The 18565-nt window shown below is 51.1% G+C and carries 16 protein-coding genes; 5 read left to right on the top strand and 11 right to left on the bottom strand.

The genetic code is table 11. The features are described from left to right. Window positions 1–6: 6 nt before the first annotated feature. The gene (locus F1728_RS12910) at window positions 7–1116 is read right to left on the bottom strand and encodes an SPFH domain-containing protein (RefSeq protein WP_155364448.1); all 1110 of its coding nucleotides are present in this window, start codon (window positions 1114–1116) and stop codon (window positions 7–9) included. A gap of 583 nt (window positions 1117–1699) precedes the next feature. Between F1728_RS12910 and F1728_RS12915 the strand changes: the two genes are divergently transcribed. Both F1728_RS12915 and F1728_RS12920 read left to right on the top strand, forming a co-directional pair. Further along, window positions 1700–2800: a peptidylprolyl isomerase gene (locus tag F1728_RS12915; protein ID WP_145180102.1), complete on the top strand. Its 1101-nt coding sequence runs from the start codon at window positions 1700–1702 to the stop codon at window positions 2798–2800. Between the two features lie 265 nt (window positions 2801–3065). Beyond that, the gene (locus F1728_RS12920; protein ID WP_145180100.1) at window positions 3066–4304 is read left to right on the top strand and encodes an aminotransferase class I/II-fold pyridoxal phosphate-dependent enzyme; all 1239 of its coding nucleotides are present in this window, start codon (window positions 3066–3068) and stop codon (window positions 4302–4304) included. A gap of 42 nt (window positions 4305–4346) precedes the next feature. Here F1728_RS12920 and F1728_RS12925 read toward each other — a convergent pair whose 3' ends face one another. Continuing rightward, a complete protein-coding gene (locus tag F1728_RS12925) occupies window positions 4347–5693 on the bottom strand; it encodes a right-handed parallel beta-helix repeat-containing protein (protein WP_155364449.1) in 1347 nt (448 codons plus the stop codon). Window positions 5694–5864: 171 nt separating this feature from the next. Further along, the gene (locus F1728_RS12930) at window positions 5865–7031 is read right to left on the bottom strand and encodes a sialidase family protein (protein WP_155364450.1); all 1167 of its coding nucleotides are present in this window, start codon (window positions 7029–7031) and stop codon (window positions 5865–5867) included. A gap of 706 nt (window positions 7032–7737) precedes the next feature. On the opposite strand from F1728_RS12930, the gene F1728_RS12935 reads away from it, so the two are divergent. Continuing rightward, entirely contained in the window at window positions 7738–8685 is a 948-nt protein-coding gene (locus F1728_RS12935; RefSeq protein WP_155364451.1) for a DUF1559 domain-containing protein, read from the top strand. 206 nt (window positions 8686–8891) lie between these two features. Beyond that, entirely contained in the window at window positions 8892–9419 is a 528-nt protein-coding gene (locus F1728_RS12940; RefSeq protein ID WP_155364452.1) for a transthyretin-like family protein, read from the top strand. A gap of 591 nt (window positions 9420–10010) precedes the next feature. Here the strand turns inward: F1728_RS12940 and F1728_RS12945 are convergent. The 8 genes from F1728_RS12945 to F1728_RS12975 form a co-directional block, all read right to left on the bottom strand. Beyond that, a complete protein-coding gene (locus F1728_RS12945) occupies window positions 10011–10457 on the bottom strand; it encodes a hypothetical protein (RefSeq protein ID WP_155364453.1) in 447 nt (148 codons plus the stop codon). 138 nt (window positions 10458–10595) lie between these two features. After that, on the bottom strand, window positions 10596–11600 hold the full coding sequence (locus F1728_RS12950) for a DUF1559 domain-containing protein (RefSeq protein WP_155364454.1): 1005 nt from the start codon (window positions 11598–11600) through the stop codon (window positions 10596–10598). A 573-nt stretch (window positions 11601–12173) separates the two neighbouring features. Further along, the gene (locus F1728_RS12955) at window positions 12174–12632 is read right to left on the bottom strand and encodes a carboxypeptidase-like regulatory domain-containing protein (RefSeq protein WP_155364455.1); all 459 of its coding nucleotides are present in this window, start codon (window positions 12630–12632) and stop codon (window positions 12174–12176) included. A 171-nt stretch (window positions 12633–12803) separates the two neighbouring features. Beyond that, entirely contained in the window at window positions 12804–13781 is a 978-nt protein-coding gene (locus F1728_RS12960; protein ID WP_155364456.1) for a DUF1559 domain-containing protein, read from the bottom strand. Window positions 13782–14121: 340 nt separating this feature from the next. Then, window positions 14122–14532, bottom strand: a complete 411-nt coding sequence (locus F1728_RS32180) for a DUF1559 family PulG-like putative transporter (protein WP_194242799.1) — start codon at window positions 14530–14532, stop codon at window positions 14122–14124. Then, window positions 14529–15104: a DUF1559 family PulG-like putative transporter gene (locus F1728_RS32185; RefSeq protein ID WP_194242800.1), complete on the bottom strand. Its 576-nt coding sequence runs from the start codon at window positions 15102–15104 to the stop codon at window positions 14529–14531. Before F1728_RS32185 ends, F1728_RS32180 begins: the two co-directional genes overlap by 4 nt. 634 nt (window positions 15105–15738) lie before the next feature. Continuing rightward, a complete protein-coding gene (locus F1728_RS12970) occupies window positions 15739–15909 on the bottom strand; it encodes a hypothetical protein (RefSeq protein WP_155364457.1) in 171 nt (56 codons plus the stop codon). A gap of 47 nt (window positions 15910–15956) precedes the next feature. After that, window positions 15957–17015, bottom strand: coding sequence for a DUF1559 domain-containing protein (locus F1728_RS12975; protein WP_149345068.1), 1059 nt, complete (start codon window positions 17013–17015; stop codon window positions 15957–15959). Between the two features lie 516 nt (window positions 17016–17531). Here F1728_RS12975 and hisF point away from each other — a divergent pair. Then, complete coding sequence (gene hisF, locus F1728_RS12980; RefSeq protein ID WP_155364458.1) at window positions 17532–18326, top strand: imidazole glycerol phosphate synthase subunit HisF; 795 nt, start codon at window positions 17532–17534, stop codon at window positions 18324–18326. Window positions 18327–18565 lie beyond the last annotated feature (239 nt).

The raw sequence follows: 18565 nt of genomic DNA on the forward strand, positions 1-18565 counted from the left end.
TCTCTACTAACTGGCTGGCGGCGGTGGAGGAGGTGTGGCTGCCTGGAAGAGTGCCGCCAGCTGGGGAACCTGTCCCGCCGGTAACCAGCCCGACATGCCGGCTGACCAGACCTGGGTATTGGCGGTAATCTGCCCCTTGGCGATACCGTCCGAAATGATTTCCAGCGCAAATGGACCTTGCGACTGCCCGTTCGCAGCGATGTGCCAGGCTGCCGGCGGTGGAGGGGGTGGCGACATTGGTCCGGGGACGCCCGCTGCTCCGGGCTGCATCATCCGATTGGCCATCGCGAAGCCCATGCCCAGCCCCATACCGTCTGCAGCGCCGCCTCCGGCGGGGTTCTCAGCCGCAGAGAGCATCGCCTGCCCCATCTGGTACTGCTGGAACTGGTTCATATCGCCGATGACTCCCATGCTGGTTCTCGTATCGAGCGCCTTCTCGACACTTTCGGGCAGGGAGATATTCACGATCATCATCTGGGGCACTTCCAGCCCGTATTCATCGTCGATGCGTTCGTTGACCAGCTTTTTCAACTCGAGCGAAATTTCGGTGTATTTGGAAGCCAGATCCAGGGCCGCGTATTTTGATTCTCCCAGGAGATCAGCGAAGGAACTGATGATGATCGACCGCAGGAGCTCATTGATTTCGTTGGAATGAAACTCGGAATCGGTGCCCACCAGTTCCTTGACCAGAATCCGGGGATCGTTGGCCTTGAGCGAATAATTCCCGAATGCCCGCAGGCGGATGGGGCCGAATTCCGGATCACGCAGCATGATCGGGTTGGGAGTTCCCCACTTCAGGTCTGTGATCTGCGTCGTGTTGACGAAGTAGACTTCGGATCGAAACGGGCTGTTGAAACCATGTTTCCAGCCCTGCAGCGTTGCCAGAATCGGCAGGTTGTCTGTTGTGAGCTGGTAATGGCCAGGCTCGAAGACATCGGCTACCTGTCCACGATGGACAAACAGGGCCATCTGCCCCGGTCGTACGATCAACTCGGCTCCATTTTTGATTTCATTCTGATACCGGGGAAAACGCCAGGTCAGGGTATGCTTGGAATCATCGATCCACTCGATGATATCGACCAGCTCTCCCCGTAATTTATCCATCCAGAATCCCATATTGATCTCCCCTGTCTGTTCTCTCGCTGTTTACTTTATCTGATCGGTTGAAAGGTCAATGAGAATCGCGGGCCACGAATGTGCCGCTCAACTGATTGTACCCCTCTGTCAACTTGGCCCGCAATCAAAGAAATCGCTGACCGACTGAATATTCTCGAATCAGGCGCCTCACAGAGCAAAAATCCTGCCCGATGTTGTTCTCGCCCTGATTATGCAACTGGAATCGACTCTACCAGTGCCTGTGCAGAAAAACGCAAACCGATGACTTTTGGCTCAAAAAACAGCGATATTTCTGGTGAAAAAGGCGAAAAAACACCTGCTTTTCCGCTCCAATAAATTGCTGTTGACCTGTTTCGTTGAAAGTTTTACATTTCCGCCGCGCTCTTATGGTAGAGCTTGAGACAAGGAAGTTTCGTAAATCTTCTGACGAATCAGTATCAACGTGATTGATGACTCCGCAAACGTTTCCTCGCGATCCGCAGACCCAAAGGATCCTGGAACCCGGCCAGGAGAGCCGGTGGGGGTGAACTCAGGCAATCACATGATCCACTCGCGTCGGATACAAAAATGGAGATTTTAAGCAATGGGCGAACCAACCCCAAACCCGCATGCGACCCAGACCAAGACTAAATCAAAACGGAAAATCATCTTTTTCGCAGCCGGTACCGGACTGGTTCTTCTCGCTGGCGTCCTCTTTTTTCAGACCTTCAACGCCAAAACCGGTTCTGCCGGAGAAGACAAATCCGCTGGCAAAGTACGCCTCTCAGGTAACCAGCCCGCCGTTCGCAGCCAGCCCGTTGCGAAAGTCGGCAGTGTGGTTATCACCGAAGATGAACTGGCCCGCGAATGTATCGCCCTTTACGGTCCGGAAGTTCTGGAAAACGTAATTAACCGTGCCGTCATCGAACAGGCTTGTCAAAAAGCCGGCGTGACTGTTGAACAGGCTGAAGTCCACGCTGAAGTCGAAAAAATCGCCAAGCGTTTCAACCTGGATACCAAAACCTGGTACGACATGCTGCAGGCAGAACGGAAAATGAATCCCAGTCAGTATCGTCGCAATGTTATCTGGCCGATGCTGGCCCTGCGGAAACTGGCTGGACAGCAGACTCACCTGACACAGGCTGAAGTCCAGAAAGCCTTCGTTCGCGATTACGGCCCCCGGGTCAAAGCCCGCATGATCATGATGGACAACCTGCACCGCGCACAGAAAGTCTGGGATGACGTGAAACGGAACCCCGCCGACTTCGAACGCAAAGCCCGCGATTTCTCCATCGAACCTAACAGCCGTGCCCTGGGTGGTGCTATCCAGCCGATCCCACAGTACTCTGACAATGAAAGTCTCTGGAAAGCAGCCTTCAAACTGAAAGAAGGCGAAATCTCCGGAATCATTCAGATCGGTCCCAGCCGGTATGCCATCCTGATGTGTGAAGGTCACACCGATCCGGTCGTTACCAACATCGAGGAAGTCAAAAGCCAGCTGATCGAACAGCTGACCGAAGAACAGACTCAGGAAGCAGTTGCCCGGGTCTTCGCCAAGCTGAAAGAAGAAACCCGTGTCGACAACTACATCACCAACACCGTGACCGGTGGTGTTTCCCAGACATCGGGGACCAACTTCGGACAGAATCCGGTACAGCAGGCCATTCCCAGCCCCACACAGGGACTGAACCGTCCGACTCGCTAAGAGTGGATTCGGCCTGAATATTCTCCTGTAAGAGAACCAGTTCACCCCGGCGCGTGTCAGTCCTGCCTTACTGACACGCGTTTTTTCGTGTCCTGCTGCGTTCTGTGAAAAATTACTCATATTCCGCAGGCGCATTTTTCAGGACAATCGCGTAAAATGGCAGAGGTCAGGCCAGGGCCATCGCCTCCGGTGGAAGCGAATGGAACAGACGCCCCCTGGATGACAGTAGACAAATATTCCATGTATTACAGGTAGTGTTTTCATTATGCGTGGCGAATCCGAAGTTCCCTCTTCAGATGACGGTTTTACCATCCCGGTTGCTGAACGAGTAAAGCGTTTACCCCCATACCTTTTCGGAAAAATTAACAAGCTGAAATACCAGAAACGGGTGGCGGGAATCGATGTCATCGATCTGGGTATGGGGAACCCCACAGACCCGCCGGATCCGCTGATCGTTGAGAAAATGTCCGAAGCACTCGCTGATCCGCGGAACCACCGCTATTCAGTTGCGAACGGGATTGCCAACCTGAGAAAAGAAGTAACGGCCCGTTATTGGAAAAAATATGGTGTCCGACTCGATCCCGACTCCGAAGTCGTGACCTGTATCGGATCTAAAGAGGGCTTCAGCCACATGTGCCTGGCACTGATGGGCCCCGGGGACACTGCCATCGTGCCGTCCCCCTCGTTCCCGGTCCACGTCTATGCCGTGATGCTGGCTGCAGGCAACGTGATTGAACTCGACGTCCGCGAGCCGGATCAGTTCCTCTCGAACATCGCTTACACTTGCGAACACCTGTATCCCAAACCCAAGGTCGTTGTGGTCAACTTCCCCCACAATCCGAGCGCGACCGTCATTGAACAGGATTTCTATGTCGAGCTGGTTCGCCTGGCCCGCAAGTACTCGTTCATGGTGATCAGCGACTTCGCCTACGCCGACATCTGCTTCGACGGTTATAAGGCTCCCAGCTTCCTCGCTACTCCCGGTGCCACAGACGTCGGCGTCGAATTCACAACCATGAGTAAAGGCTTCAGCATGGCCGGCTGGCGTATCGGCTTCTGCTCAGGCAACTCGGAAATGGTGCGGGCACTTTCCACCATTAAAGGCTACTACGACTATGGCCTGTTTCAGCCGGTTCAGATTGCAGCCATCGTCGCCATGCGGCACTGTGAAGCCGCCGTCGACAGTATCGCCGCCGAGTACCAGCAGCGACGGGATGTCTTCTGTGATGGCCTGGAACGCCTGGGTTGGGAAATTGAACGTCCCAAGGCCGGTATGTTCATCTGGGCCAAGATTCCAGAACCCTGGGCACAGATGGGCTCAATCGACTTCGCCATGAAACTGCTGGACGAAGGAGGCGTCGCTGTCAGCCCCGGACGTGGATTCGGTGAAGACGGCGAAGGCTACCTGCGGATGGCCATCGTCGAGAATTCTCAGCGACTGCGACAGGCCGTCAAGCAGATCGGCAAAGTCATGAAGTCGGAAGAAATCGCCGCCAACAAGTAAACAACGGGTCGCGCACTCTGATTCCAACGGGGATCAGAGTGCTCAGGTCGCCTGACGTTGATCGTCAATCGACTTCATGAAGCCTTCAATCTTGTTGTCAGCCAGCTCAATCTTGCCTGCGTCCGGACCAATGCGAATCCCGGTCCGCTGCATTGGCTGGCGTTGTTCGCTGATCAGATTTTCTTTGATGACCAGATCTGAAGTCCGGCCCGTAATATCGATGGCCACTCCGTTCGCGGCACCGCTGTTGAGGATCTGATTTTTGACCACGGTATTCCGGTTCGCCCAGAAGTTTTTGCCGCGGGCGTCGTTGCGGAACAGAATTCCCACCTGCTTGCTGTCGGCGACAATATTCTCACGCATCACATTGTCGGTATCGTTGTGACCGATTGAGATGCCGATATCATTTCCCGTCAGTTGGTTCTTTTCGGCCAACCCGTACTTCACACCCCAGCACCAGAACAGTCCAATATGATTGTTCTCCAAGCGGTTCTTCTGAATCAGGGGGCGTTGTGAACCGGAGCCCGGGTGCACGCCCAGTCCCTCGTGATCATGACTGTGGCAGTTTTCGACTTTCACATCGTGACAGATCTGGAAGCTGATGCCGTCCCCGTTGTAGTTGCGCGCGGTGACATTACGGACTGTGTAGCGATTGCAATCCTGCAGAAAGATGCAACCCCCGTAGTTGCCGTTGAGGTTGGTATTGTTTTTCCGATTGCCGTCCAGCGTCAGATTTTCGATCACAACATCGCGGGTATATTCACTCGTCAACAAAGGGAACAGTGAAGCAACCGTCGGCTTCCCGGAAAGCCAGACATTTTTCCGCAGCCCATCATTCAACTTGAAACGATTTCCCGAGCGTGCCACGAGTGTGCGTCTTATAACGTCCTGTCCGCCGGTACTCGGATTCTTTGTCACCAGCACGACACCATCGCCTACCTGGAAACCGGCTGACTTCTCCAGTGTGATCTCCTGATCATACCAGTCCGAGTCTTCAGAAATCGCCACCGTTTCGGAAGGACCTTTGGTGATGATCGTCTCGGGGCCACTTCCCAGCAGGCGGATATGAGAAGGCAGATGCAGGGCATTACGCAATGTGAACGTACCGGGCAGGATCTGAACCGTGCCACCTCCTTTGCCGGCGATATAGTCGATGGCGGCCTGCAATGCTTTATCGCTGCTGCCTACGATGTCCCCTTTGTCGGTTCCCACAGAGATCGACAGTCGCTCGTCCCAGTTCGGTTCAAACCGTTGATCGCCATCGGTGGCCCGCGGATCGTTTACCGCTGGCTTCTGACCTGCGGCCAGCTTTCCAGTCGCAGCTGACCCCAGTCCAGTAGCGAGTGCGGCTCCGAGAAACTGACGGCGGGATACGGACGATGCAGGCATGTTGAACTCCGAAACGATAAAGGGAATTAATAAACACTCTTAAACAATCAGTCTCCCGTAAGCAGCCTGTCAGTTCAAGAGAAATTCCACCTAAATCAGGAATCGCCTGAGTGTGCTTGCGCTATCGGCCAGCTGCCTGTCACTTTCAGACAACCGGCCCACTTAGCACCGTTAGTCTTTTCCGTAAATCGCCGAGAGGGGAATCAAGGTAATCTGTGATTCTGCCAGACCATTGTTCTTTGTTCGGTCTCCGGCACAATGTCCGAGCAGCACGCCATCCTTTGTAAATTCAATCGCGGTATAGCAGTACCACCCGTTCGGATTGTCTTCCACATTCTGGACGAGTTCCCAGGTCTGCCCCTCATCCTTTGAGATCGCAATCGTCAGGGGAGTACGTTTCCCGCGCAATGCCGGTTGAATGTCCTGATGGTTGTTCCAGACCAGCAACAGATCGCCTGTGGAGGGAATACGCTCAATCGACGCGGGTGAAACGGGAGAGATGATCTGCGAGGGTTTGAGTGTGGAAAATGTTTTACCACCATCTTTCGATGTGGCCACATACTGGCTACCACCATTCGTGCGGCAGAACCCCATAACCGTTCCGTCTTTAAGCTGAACGATTCCCGGTTCCTGCATGTAAGGTTGTTTCTTGCCGGGTTGCGTCTCGACCTCAGCTGCCTGACCCCGGTGCCAGCTCTTTCCCAGGTCATCAGAATAGTAACAGAGAAAACGGGCATTGGGATTGAAGCGGTTCGAACCAGGCAGATTCTGGTGCAAGGCTAAAGGCAGTACGAGTCGACCATTCTTTAACTGAATCACCCGATCATTATTCATGACATAGTAACCGACTTCTGATACAGGAATGATTTCGGTCGCTTCACTCCAGGTAGCTCCTTCATCACGGCTGATCCGCATCACCGGTCGGAGATCATGAATGGAGTTCTTGCGCAGATAGAACAGCGCGATCGCACCATCCTGCAGACGCAACAGTGAAACAGACATAATGTTCTGCTGCGCGTCGTTCGGCATGATCGTTTCATCTTCTGCGGTCCAGGTTTTACCGCCATCAGAGGAGTAACGTCCGGCCAGGAAAGCGGAAGAGTGATCGGCGGCCCCATCGGTAAAATGGGTATAGACAAACAGGATGCGACCATCTTTGAGGGTAATGAAGTCCCCTTCACTGTTGCGGGGATTATCCTTAGCAGGAGGCAGCTGCAGCGCACGTGTGGCTTTGCCTTGCTTCACCAGCGAATCAGCTGATTGCTCAGCAGCACTCAGAAATGAGATCGGTAACAGACCTGCTATTACAAACTTCCAGATCACTGTGCGACTACTCATAGATGTCCCTGCTTTCTAATCCTTGTTTATTTTTTCGGCCAGCCATTATTCAATGTTGTTAATTTTTTACCGGCGTCTGTTTTACTATCTTCGATTGGACTCGAAGCAGATCGCCTGTTCAAGCGGAGTGCTTTTGAATTTGCAGTTTTCCAGACAAATGAATGATCGATCAATAAATGTTCAATTCTGGAGTGACTTCTGTGTTCTCAACAGATCGTACTCTGTGTTTGCTTTGAATGTTGATAATAAGTCTGTCATACGAAATGCAATCTGGTGCATGCTTAACGATGAGGAGAAAACCTCAAAAAAAACGTTGATTTATAAACGCATGTAATCACATAAGATAGCGGTCTCAATATGGAATGAACGTTTTTGAATTTTCAAAAAATTGTTGACAAATTTTGATAATGGTTTTATATGAAAATCTAGTCTATTCTATCAGGGCATTCGACCCTTCAAAGCGAGTCTATTTCTGTCGATTCTGGCAGTTAATGTGGCGTAATATATTATTCTTTACTCTTGTCTGAACTCCATAGTCGCTCTTAATTCCTGTCTGAAAATTGCGTTCGCATAGGTCGATCTCCTTTCTTTCGTATACCGCGTTGTGTGCGCTGATTTTCGCTTCACTCTGAGACTGGATGAGCTCCAGATGAGAGTAAGAGAAGTTCTATATTTCTCTTAATCCACTTAATCTCTGGAGGTGAAGATGAAACGGCTCACAAAACAAAGACGAGGTTTTACCCTGATTGAATTGCTGGTTGTGATCGCGATTATCGCAATCCTGATCGCTCTGCTACTACCAGCAGTACAACAGGCCCGCGAAGCTGCCCGGCGCTCGACCTGCAAAAATAATCTGAAGCAGATCGGCCTGGCATTACATAACTATCACGACACACACCGAACTTTCCCTCAAATGGAAGTTGAAAGCAGACGAACCGCTGCTGACGACATTCCCACCGAAAGCTATCTTGCCTGGAGCACTATGATCCTGCCCTTTATGGATCAGACTCCGCTTTATAACAAAATCAACATGGATGCTCCCTGGCGGCTGCCTACTGGTGGAAACCCATTACAGCTCGCAATCGCCAAAACAGTACTTCCGGCCTTCAACTGTCCTTCCGATCCCATGGAGGGCATCAACTCGAACATTGGTTCCTGGGGCAAGTCAAATTACCCTGCGATTCACTCACCCTGTGACATCAACCCTGCAAATGGACGAGGCCGCTGTTATTCCTCAGCCTGGAATCACCACACGGCAAAACGCCTACGTGACATCACTGACGGTGCCAGCAATACCATCTTGATTGGTGAAAGAACCACCGAAGGTCGTCATTCCGGTGCACTCTGGATTGGCGCACATTCTTATGTCCATGCAACGGCAGGAAATATTGGCAACTGGCCTTATCACACTGCGTTAATGCGTACCTGGCAAGGTGCTACAGCCACACCAACTCCTTCCACCATCTACTTGATTAATGGGATTAACCAAAACGATGGGCTGGCCTATGCATGGTCATTGAGCAGCTCACATGAAGGTGGCTGTCACTTTGTCCTCGGCGACGGCAGTGTTCGGTTTGTCAGTGAGAACACTGATGGAAATACACTGGTGTACCTGGCTGCCATCAACGATAAAAATGTACTCGGTGAGTGGTAAGCATAGACCCGAATCGCTTCGAGTAGTTAAACACTTAATTTCCCGGTTCTACCAGTCTCTGATAGAACCGGGGATTCTTTTTTTTGTGGGCCTGTTTCAAGCTTGGCGCATGATGCCGGTTCGAGATGGCCTACCTTTTAAATTGAAATGTAGACCACAGAAACAGAGTCATCAACTTAAGATCTAACTTAAACAGGAACGGTTGAATGAAACGTGTTTATGGATTGCCTTCACACATCCTTCTGACACTACTCACAGTAAGCTGTTGTGTGGGATGTGGGGGCGGAGACAAGGTAGACCTTGGCGCTGTCAGCGGGGTTGTCACCATGGATGGAGAACCACTGTCAAATGTGATCGTCGTATTTAGCCCTGAAGATGGAAATCCGTCCTCCGGGCTGACAGATTCTGAGGGCAAATACTCACTCAGCTATCTGGGCAAATCCGACGGGGCTATCATTGGAAAGCATAAAGTAAGCATCACTACGGCAGATCTTTCAATGAATGAAACAGAACTGGATTCAGGAGACGCCGATTTAGCCAATGCTGATTTATTAGATACCACAAACATCTCTAGTCCTCCTCCTGAAGATGGGGATGTGACCAAGCGACAACCACGGATCAAAGTCAAAATTATGAAAGAACCCATTCCATCGAAATATAATGCAAAATCTACACTTACAGCGGACGTACAATCAGGTGAGAATACCTTCGATTTTCAACTGGATTCCAATTAATTCTTGAGGTCTTGAGAAGACATGAGTCACTTGATTTAGAATCCTGAAATTCCTCTCACCGATCACGGCTGATTTTCTCTCCCTGGAGTTTTCTAAATGAACTCCGGGGATTTTTCTTTGGTATGAATTCACTTGTTCTCCACACGGGGAGTTCCAGCGGCAAAACTGTATTCTACGATAGACAGCAACAGTTGGATTGTTACCTACGTTGTTATCGAAAGTGATAGAGCCCCATGCTCAGGTAGCTGCGGGATCCATGGGCTTGATATTAAGCCAGTCAAGAATACGGAGCCCCAGTCCTTGCCGTCTTGATTTAATCTTATACGGTGCCGGGAATAATAAGCCCTCTGAATGTGGGATGTCTGGAACACTGAAAGTCGACGATTATCAGCAGAAGAGAACTATGGCTCCATCGATTCCGCCGAGGTTAGCCACTTAAACTGGGGAATCTGGCTACACAACAGTCCTACATCACGAGATGTATTCAACAAAAAACAGGGCAATCCCCAACGGGACTGCCCTGTTCATAGTAGGGACCAGTGCGTTTTTTTTGCAGACAGTTATTGCAGTCTGCTAAATGGGTAAGCTTTCTTATTTTTTACCCTTGATTTCAAATTTGAATGGTTCGTTGGTCTGTCCAACGGTCGCCGTGAGAGGTGACCCTTTGGGATCGTTGTAAACCTCGGGTAGTTGATTGACAGCACCCACGTCGGCTGCCATCTCTTCGCCACCAATGGGGCTGCCATCCGGCTTGACCAGGCGTGTCAGCAGGACGCGATAAGTGCCCTCGGCAACGCCATCACGTTGATCCCGGTCTTTCAGTGTAAACTGACCGGAAGCATCTGTCGCCCCGAAACCACCATTGCCTTTGGTCGTCCCTTCCGGGAAAAATGTGACCGAGACACCCTGCATGGCTTCTCCATCAACGGTAACTGTTCCGCTGACCGGGTAGACTTCCAGCGTGTTTTCGCTGCCGCCTCCACCGCAGCCCACCAGACCGAGAAATAAACAACACAAAAGTATTCGATTGTAACGCATTGACTTGAGATCCTGTCCTGTCAGTAAATCAAAAGAATGAAAGATCGGTGAAAGCAGACGTGAAGAGACAGACCACGGGCGACATCACCTCACCCGTGGTCTTGCAGTTATGCCAGCAGCGCATCGGCGCTGCAGAGATTAGAATTCCCCGATCGGGTTACCGTCAGAGATGTAAGCCAGGTTATTGCGGGTTGTGGCGTCGATGTTTTCGCTGATGAAACGAACGGCTCCATCACCCATCAGCACATGAGCACCACCGGTGTGCAGACTGCCCACGGTAGACCAGTCACCCAGACGACCAGGTCCGGTAGGACGAGCGAATGGGGGAGAGTCCCAGGAGCAGCAGGGCCACCAGTTAATTCCACGTGAGTAAGTCAGGTCGACCCCGTGGCCCACCCATTTCGCGTGACCCCAGGTCTGAGAAACACCGTTGTAGGTCCAGCGCAGAGTCTCAGCAACGGCCACAGTGTTACTCATACCGTCTTTGACATCACGAATCTGACTACAGGCGTTGATACCAAACATCCGGCGGGTCGTACGACCTTCCAGCAGCCAGTTGCTGGCGGAACTGGATGTACGAGTCGTGCTGAAATCGTAGTTCGTGTACGCGCCATACTCGCTGGAGCTACCAGGAGCGATTGCGTAGTGCGGACTGGTCGTAGAACGGTAGTGCGTGTCATTGTCATCGGAAGGACACATGAATGCAGGAATGATCTTCGAGATCACCTGATCGTTCGCATTACCGGCTGCCCCAGGCAGAAGATTACCAGGCACAGGCTTCGCGGACGGAGCCCCGGTACTGGCTGCCAGGCTGAAGTTAAACTGGTTGTAGAGGTTTGCCTGATCAATGTAAGGCAACAGCATCAACCATCCACGGTGATTCAGGCCAAATGGAGTACTGGCGGATCCTGATGTAATACTATGCGCATGCGACACAGAATAAGGAAATACCTTGTGTGCATCGTGATAGTTGTGCAGGGCCAGTCCAATCTGCTTCAGATTGTTTTTACAAGTCGAGCGACGGGCTGCTTCACGGGCCTGCTGAACGGCAGGTAACAAGAGAGCGATCAGAATTGCGATAATCGCGATGACGACCAGCAATTCGATCAGTGTGAACGCACGCCTTTTTTTGAGCTGCAGCATTTTCCACCTCCGGAAAAAAGAAAAGAAATGAGGTATAAATACGCTTAAGTGCGGGCTCAAACAGATTTTAAAATGCGCAATTGTCTAACTGATTCTGGACATGAAATAGAAGCTGAAAAGAACAATGAATCAACAATCACACAGCATGAAATTGTATGTGCCGACACTAAGAACTTAGTGAATACTGAAACAACACAAAACGAATTTATGATTAGACGATTTTAAAGTCAGAAGGGAATTACATCTCTGAAACTAGATATGAAGAGATGATTAATAATTCTTATTATGTTATTGGGGCTTTCAATATGTCAATCATTTTTCTGAGGTTCGTTAACTTTTTCGACATTTCGTTGACAGAAGTGTGAAACGCATCCCTCCGGACTCAAAGTCAACCAGCCTTACCTGCTCACGTATAGAACAACCAGTACCCCAGGCGACAACGCCTGCTGGTGAATAGGAATTATTCTCTAAAGCCATAAAAAATGGGAGGTTGGAACCAACCTCCCTGAAATTCCATGTTGATGTAAACTTGCTCCAGACCGTTCGGGACTGAAGCATTTCTGATTGCGAACTTTATTTTGATTTAATTTCGTAATCCAGAGTTGCGGAGGGCGCTTTCACCGTGGCGATGGTCAGATTCATCTCACGGTTGGGATTGGTGTACTGCTCAGGCAGCAACTGCACTGCACCTACATCGGCCGCATCTTTCCCTTCAGGAATGGGACTTCCGTCTGGCAGACCCATCATAGAGAAAGTGACAACATACTCTCCCGGTTCCACGCCAGGCTGATTGCTGCGGTGAGTCAGCGTGTACTTACCATCTTTATCAGTCACACCATACCCACCCGTTCCGGAGGTCTTCTTTCCCGGGTTGAAGATAACCGTAATGTTCGCCTTCGGCGCACCATCCAGTTTCACGGTACCTGTAACAGGAACAAGGTCATCGGGGACTTCTGAAGTGTGACCACCACAACCACTCAGTAAGCCGACAGTCATCAGCAGAACGGCAATCTGTCTATTCATTTTCAACATGCATCTTTCTTTCAATCTTGTCAGATGGGAATTCGACGTTGGTTACTCTCAGTCACATCGCTTCAGATCCTGCTCATCTAGTTTCGCCCCGGAAAGGGTGAATAAGACAGTCCTCCTTCGTCCGGTTGCGGGACGAAGGAGAACAACCAGATCTGACTCTGGAATTTATAATTAGAACTCTCCCAGAACGTTTCCGTCAGAGATATTCGCCAGATTATTACGGGTTGTCGTGTCGATGTTTTCGCTGACGAATCGAACAGCACCGTCGCCCATCAACACATGCAACCCACCCACATGGGTACTACCAGGATCGCCCCATTCACCGAGTCGGCCAGGCTGAAACTGTTGCATGGGTGGAGTTCGCCAGGTGCAGCAACGGAATTCATTAATACCCCGGCTCGACTTGAAATTCGTTCCCAGACCTACGTGCGACGCAGCGGCCCAGGACTGGCATTCACCATCATCAACATCCAGTGTGGTTTCTACGACAGCGACTGTGTTACTGGTACCATCTTTGACATCACGAACCTGACAGTTTGAGCTGATCCCGAACATGGCACGTGAGGTTTTGCCTTCCAGAGTCCAGAGATTACAGCCCCCCGTGTCGTGGGCATTCGTCACACTGAAGCCATAGCTGGTGCGTGCGGAATTGGCGACCCCAGTTCCGTAGGCCGTGCTGGCAGGAGCATACTGGGCCCCGCCATCATCAGAAGGGCAGATCAAAATAGGAATGACATTCGTACCAAGAACCGCATTCCCGCTGGCAATCGCGCCTCCACCTGCCAGAGTCCCGCCGACATCGTTTCGTGATCCTGTGGCAGCACTGAAATTGTACTGGTTATACAGGTTTGCCTGGTCCATGAAAGGCAGCAGATAAAGCCAGCCGGTATGGTTCGTGATTGTGGCTCCACCAGCGGTTGTACAAGTCCCCGGATTGGCAGTGGCATAGGGGAATACGCGATGGGTGTCATGGTAGTTGTGCAGTGCCAGACCGATCTGTTTCAGGTTGTTTTTGCAGGTTGATCTGCGGGCTGCTTCACGCGCCTGTTGTACCGCCGGCAAGAGCAGAGCAATCAGGATCGCAATGATGGCAATTACCACCAGCAGTTCAATCAAGGTAAAGCCCCGCTTGAATAATTTCTGTCGCATTGGGTGTCTCCAGTTAAAAAAAGAGAAAGGAACGAAAAAAAAACGACTAAATGAGATGACTACAATTCGGAGTCGAATTGAATAAGACAACTAAATAAACACTCGTTAGATGTTGATGTAACGATCAAAAATAAAGGAGACTTAAAAAATCTCAATTAATTACCCGTAAGGGAATCACCTTTAAATATTTAACTTTAATAATTATTGAGTTTGGGAGAATTCCCTGTCAACCAGAATTGTGGGACCCGCGTCCGAAATGCGAACACATGCAAATTGGCCTATGCATCACGACGGGCCGGATTTGAATCAATCGGCCCGTCGAAATCAGCCTAAATCACTCTTAAAATTCTCCCAGGGGATTCCCATCGGAGATATTGGCCAGATTGAGGCGCGTGTTGGTATCGATATTTTCGCTGATAAACCGAACTGCGCCATCCGCCAGCAGAACGTGCATTCCACCGGTATGAGTACTGCCCGGCTCTCCCCATTCTCCCAGGCGTCCTGGTTGAAACTGAGCATTGGGAGGAGTTCGCCAGGTACAGCAGCGGAATTCATTGATGCCCCGACTTGCTTTCAGCATGACCCCCATCCCCACATGTGAAGAGGCAGCCCAGATCTGACACTCGCCATCATCGACATCCAGGGTTGTCTCAGCAACGGCGACAGTGTTGCTGGTTCCATCTTTGATATCGCGGATTTTGCACTTCGAATTCGCACCAAACATGGTGCGGTTGGTTTTGCTTTCATTCACCCAGTAGGTACAGCTGCCCCCCAGTACTCACCAGTGGTCACACTGAACCCGTAACTGGTGCGGGCCGAGTTGGCTACGCCGGTGCCGTAATTCGTATCGGCTCCCGGGTAGGCTGAGCCGCCATCGTCAGAGGGACAAAGCAGAATCGGAATGACATTCGTTCCCAGCTGGGCATTCCCGGTAGTGATAGAGCTACCGCCGGCCAGCGTATTTGAGGTTTTGTTATGCTGCCCGGTCGCTGCACTGAAATTGAACTGGTTGTAGAGGTTTGCCTGATCCATGAAAGGGAGCAGGTAGAGCCAGCCGGTATGATTGGTGATCGTGGCATTCGGGTCTGCTGGGATACAGTTACCGGGGTTCGCGGTTGCATACGGGAAGAGCTGATGTGTGTCGTGATAGTTATGGAGAGCCAGTCCGATCTGCTTCAGATTATTTTTACACGTAGAGCGACGGGCTGCTTCACGGGCCTGCTGAACAGCGGGGAGTAACAAGGCAATTAGAATCGCAATGATGGCAATCACCACCAGAAGTTCAATCAGAGTAAAACCGCGCAAAGTTGTGCGATGTTTCATGTCGGTCTCCAGTCTCGGATCTATCAAGAAATAGTATGAAGTCGCAGCCAGACAATGATCAAGACTTTGCCTGGAGCGTCATGCAGCATAAGGTGACTCGTTTCTGGGTCGTTCAGTGCAGGCATTTCCTTTCAGCGCAGGGGAAAAGCATGCAATGCGTAGTGGAGGAATCAGTAGTCAGGGCATCAGTCCTGTGTTATGTGGAAACGACAGTTCAGGAGCGCCCCGAAGGTGGGTTATGGATGATCTTCGAATCAATAATTCACCAGTCATCTGAGATTCGAATTACTTTCAGGTTACCCTGAATGGAAAGGGAGTCAATCCCGATCAGCGCATTATCTTGCTAATTAGAATGGAATACTAATTAACGCTGACCACTGCGCGGTCGACCTGGCATGAAAAAACACCTGATCGCTGCAGACAGAAAAGTTTGTCTGCGGTTGGCGAATAGGGACGACAAGTGGAGATTGTGTGGCGAATGACATCACCAGCATGGAGGTCAGAGAGTTTGTGATGTAAAGCAGCGGGGAGAGTGAAATGATCATCTCACTCTCCCCGACAAATCGTCATAATAACTGTAGGAGCCATTCCGGAATCTGCTGCAAAACGGAAACGCTCCGCAGACCGAAGCCTGCTATTTGCCCCCCTGATCCATCTGGGCGCTGGACTCTTCAGCATTCAGTCCGGGATCAGGCTGGGTGTATTCGGCAGTCGTTTTGTCAGCACACGCTGAAAGCGACAGACAGAGACAGAACAGACTCAGGGGAATCAGATTCCAGCTGCGCTTGATTTTTTTCAGATGCATGGTTTCTCCTTTCGAAACAGGTACTCCTCGTTTTAGTCAGTTCCTGATTAAAAATCGCCGAGGGTCAATCCATCATTTCTGTGATGCAGCCGCTGATAGATGCCAAAGTGATTACCGAGATAAGCTTTGTCATTCCAGCCCCCCGGAGCACCTGGCGCGCAAGCGTTGGCGTCATTACTCCATTCACAGCCACAGTTATTCGTGGCACAGGTAGAAGCACTACGGGTGGAAACGATGTGCTGAATGTTTTCGGAAATGAACCGGACGGCTCCATCAGCCATCAGGAAATGCGCGCCGCCCGTATGCACACTGCCATACCGCCAGTTCGGGCTACCCAGACCGGGAGTGAGCTGGTTGGTCATCGGATAGATCCCCGCTCCCAGGTACCAGTCCTGGCAGCAGGCGGTATCATTCCCCGGGCTGGAAGTCTGATAGGTATTGTGTTGCACGCCCAGCCACGAGCCACCGGTCCAGACCTGGTAAGACTTCTCTCCCACAGCAATGGTGTTCGAGGTCCCATCGCTGATGGAGGCGATCTTGGTGGGGCGTGCCCGATCATAGGTGAAAAAGCCACCGGAAAGCCGGGGATCTGTACTGTCTCCGTTCTGGAAACCGCCGATGCTGCCGAAATAACTGGTGCTCGGGATTGAGCTCATATAGTTGGGCGTACTCGAAGAGTGAATACTGCGTGTCGGAGCCCGGTCGGTGTCACTGGGACAGAGCACGATACTCAAACCAGAAACGGCGTTGATCGCGGTTTTGTTGGTTCCCTCATAAATTCCAATGTTGAAATTGAGTTTGTTATACAGCGGTGCCTGATCCATGTAGGGAAGAATCAAGGCCCCCCAGGAAGCACCACTTCCCAGTTCGACAGTACCATTCCAGCCGCGAATCTGTCCCGGAGGAAAACAACCAAAGGCTTCATGATAATTATGAAGTGCCAGGCCCATCTGCTTCAGATTGTTTTTACAGGTGCTTCTGCGTGCCGCCTCGCGCGCCTGCTGGACTGCCGGTAGCAACAGGGCAATCAGGATCGCGATGATGGCAATCACCACCAGCAACTCAATCAGGGTAAAACCTCGTCTTTGCCATTGATGACGTCTCATGTCTTTGCTCCTTTTTTAGATAAAGAAAATGAAAGGACGGTCGAACAACTGAGACCTGATTGAATTCACCAGGCCCCGGCTTCGGATCGAAAGATCTCATGAAAGGAAGTCGCGGGGGCATACTGCCGCAGCGCCGAACGACAACATCAATCATCAGTACATTAATATACAAATGATTAATTAGGTTTAGTTTAGACACCGTGAACTTAGCCTGTCAATCTCTTAGTCTATACAAATTCAGACAACATTCGTTTGTATAGTATGTTTAGAAAATCTCCTGTGTTCGTGGCGTGAAACAGTGATTCCCCGAAAGCGGACGAGTGGGAAAAAGGCAGAGAATCAGCACCACCAGTAACATTGAAACGACAGTTTCGGAAAGAACTGATACTGGTGAGTCAGTGGCTTATTCGCTTCTGCAGGCTACCGAAACGGGGCACAGTCGTTTAATCTACAATGCAAAGGGAACAAAACCTGTCAGTTCCCACCTCAACTGTCTGAACCATTCCAGGTAATTTCATGCTGGCTAAACGCATTATTCCGTGTCTCGATGTGCATGCGGGACGGGTCGTCAAAGGGGTCAACTTCGTTAATCTGCAGGACGCCGGCGATCCGGTCGAGGTTGCTGCCCGCTACGAAGAACAGGGAGCCGACGAGCTGGTCTTCCTGGATATTACCGCCAGCCACGAAGAACGTGACATCATCCTGGATATCGTGCGTCGCACGTCCGAAGTCATCTTCATGCCACTCACCGTCGGTGGGGGCATCCGCACGCTGGAAGACATTCGCGCCCTGCTGAATGCGGGCTGTGATAAGGTATCCATCAATTCTTCGGCTGTGAAAAATCCGGACCTGATCCGCGAGGCGGCCCTGCGGTTCGGCAGCCAGTGTATCGTGGTGAATATCGATCCCAAGCGGGTACAGAAAGACGGAAAGGAATTCTGGGAAGTACACGTTAACGGCGGACGGGTTCCCACCGGACTGGAAGCGATCGAGTGGGCCAGACGAGTTGAAGAGCTGGGTGCGGGGGAAATCGTCCTCACATCCATGGACGCAGATGGTACGAAAGACGGCTACGATTTACCGATGACCAAGGCCGTTGCGGAAGCGGTTTCCATCCCGGTGGTCGCCAGTGGTGGTGCCGGCTGCCCTGAACACTTATATCAAATCTTAACCGAAGGGAAAGCCAGTGCAGCGCTGGCCGCCAGTATTTTCCATTATGGCACCCACCCTGTTGACGAAACCAAACACTACCTGGCCGAGCGGGGAATTCCGATCCGTTTCAAAAGCGAAGTTTCACTCACGCGGTCGTAACCGACAGCCGTTCCAGATCAACCGGTGGCCTTATCAGAGTGACAAATTTACCGGTATCACGATAAAAGGAGCTTGCATGTTCCTTGAGAGTCTTCAAAATAGTAATAGCGGCTTCTGCTGCAGCCACTGATTTTGGCCCGTTGGCCCGAAATCGTGACCACATGTCAGAACAGTCATTCCTGTCAACAATGCTGCAGGCTCTTGCAGTGAAATCGAATATGAGATTAGTGGAGTTTGTT

The sequence above is a fragment of the Gimesia benthica genome (genome assembly GCF_009720525.1).
Classification (GTDB): domain Bacteria; phylum Planctomycetota; class Planctomycetia; order Planctomycetales; family Planctomycetaceae; genus Gimesia; species Gimesia benthica.

What these genes read in the sequence shown, in the direction of transcription:
- F1728_RS12910 (WP_155364448.1), bottom strand. Translation starts at nt 1,116, where the DNA reads ATGGGATTCTGGATGGATAAATTACGGGGAGAGCTGGTCGATATCATC.
- F1728_RS12915 (WP_145180102.1), top strand. Translation starts at nt 1,700, where the DNA reads ATGGGCGAACCAACCCCAAACCCGCATGCGACCCAGACCAAGACTAAA.
- F1728_RS12920 (WP_145180100.1), top strand. Translation starts at nt 3,066, where the DNA reads ATGCGTGGCGAATCCGAAGTTCCCTCTTCAGATGACGGTTTTACCATC.
- F1728_RS12925 (WP_155364449.1), bottom strand. Translation starts at nt 5,693, where the DNA reads ATGCCTGCATCGTCCGTATCCCGCCGTCAGTTTCTCGGAGCCGCACTC.
- F1728_RS12930 (WP_155364450.1), bottom strand. Translation starts at nt 7,031, where the DNA reads ATGAGTAGTCGCACAGTGATCTGGAAGTTTGTAATAGCAGGTCTGTTA.
- F1728_RS12935 (WP_155364451.1), top strand. Translation starts at nt 7,738, where the DNA reads ATGAAACGGCTCACAAAACAAAGACGAGGTTTTACCCTGATTGAATTG.
- F1728_RS12940 (WP_155364452.1), top strand. Translation starts at nt 8,892, where the DNA reads ATGAAACGTGTTTATGGATTGCCTTCACACATCCTTCTGACACTACTC.
- F1728_RS12945 (WP_155364453.1), bottom strand. Translation starts at nt 10,457, where the DNA reads ATGCGTTACAATCGAATACTTTTGTGTTGTTTATTTCTCGGTCTGGTG.
- F1728_RS12950 (WP_155364454.1), bottom strand. Translation starts at nt 11,600, where the DNA reads ATGCTGCAGCTCAAAAAAAGGCGTGCGTTCACACTGATCGAATTGCTG.
- F1728_RS12955 (WP_155364455.1), bottom strand. Translation starts at nt 12,632, where the DNA reads ATGTTGAAAATGAATAGACAGATTGCCGTTCTGCTGATGACTGTCGGC.
- F1728_RS12960 (WP_155364456.1), bottom strand. Translation starts at nt 13,781, where the DNA reads ATGCGACAGAAATTATTCAAGCGGGGCTTTACCTTGATTGAACTGCTG.
- F1728_RS32185 (WP_194242800.1), bottom strand. Translation starts at nt 15,104, where the DNA reads ATGAAACATCGCACAACTTTGCGCGGTTTTACTCTGATTGAACTTCTG.
- F1728_RS12970 (WP_155364457.1), bottom strand. Translation starts at nt 15,909, where the DNA reads ATGCATCTGAAAAAAATCAAGCGCAGCTGGAATCTGATTCCCCTGAGT.
- F1728_RS12975 (WP_149345068.1), bottom strand. Translation starts at nt 17,015, where the DNA reads ATGAGACGTCATCAATGGCAAAGACGAGGTTTTACCCTGATTGAGTTG.
- hisF (WP_155364458.1), top strand. Translation starts at nt 17,532, where the DNA reads ATGCTGGCTAAACGCATTATTCCGTGTCTCGATGTGCATGCGGGACGG.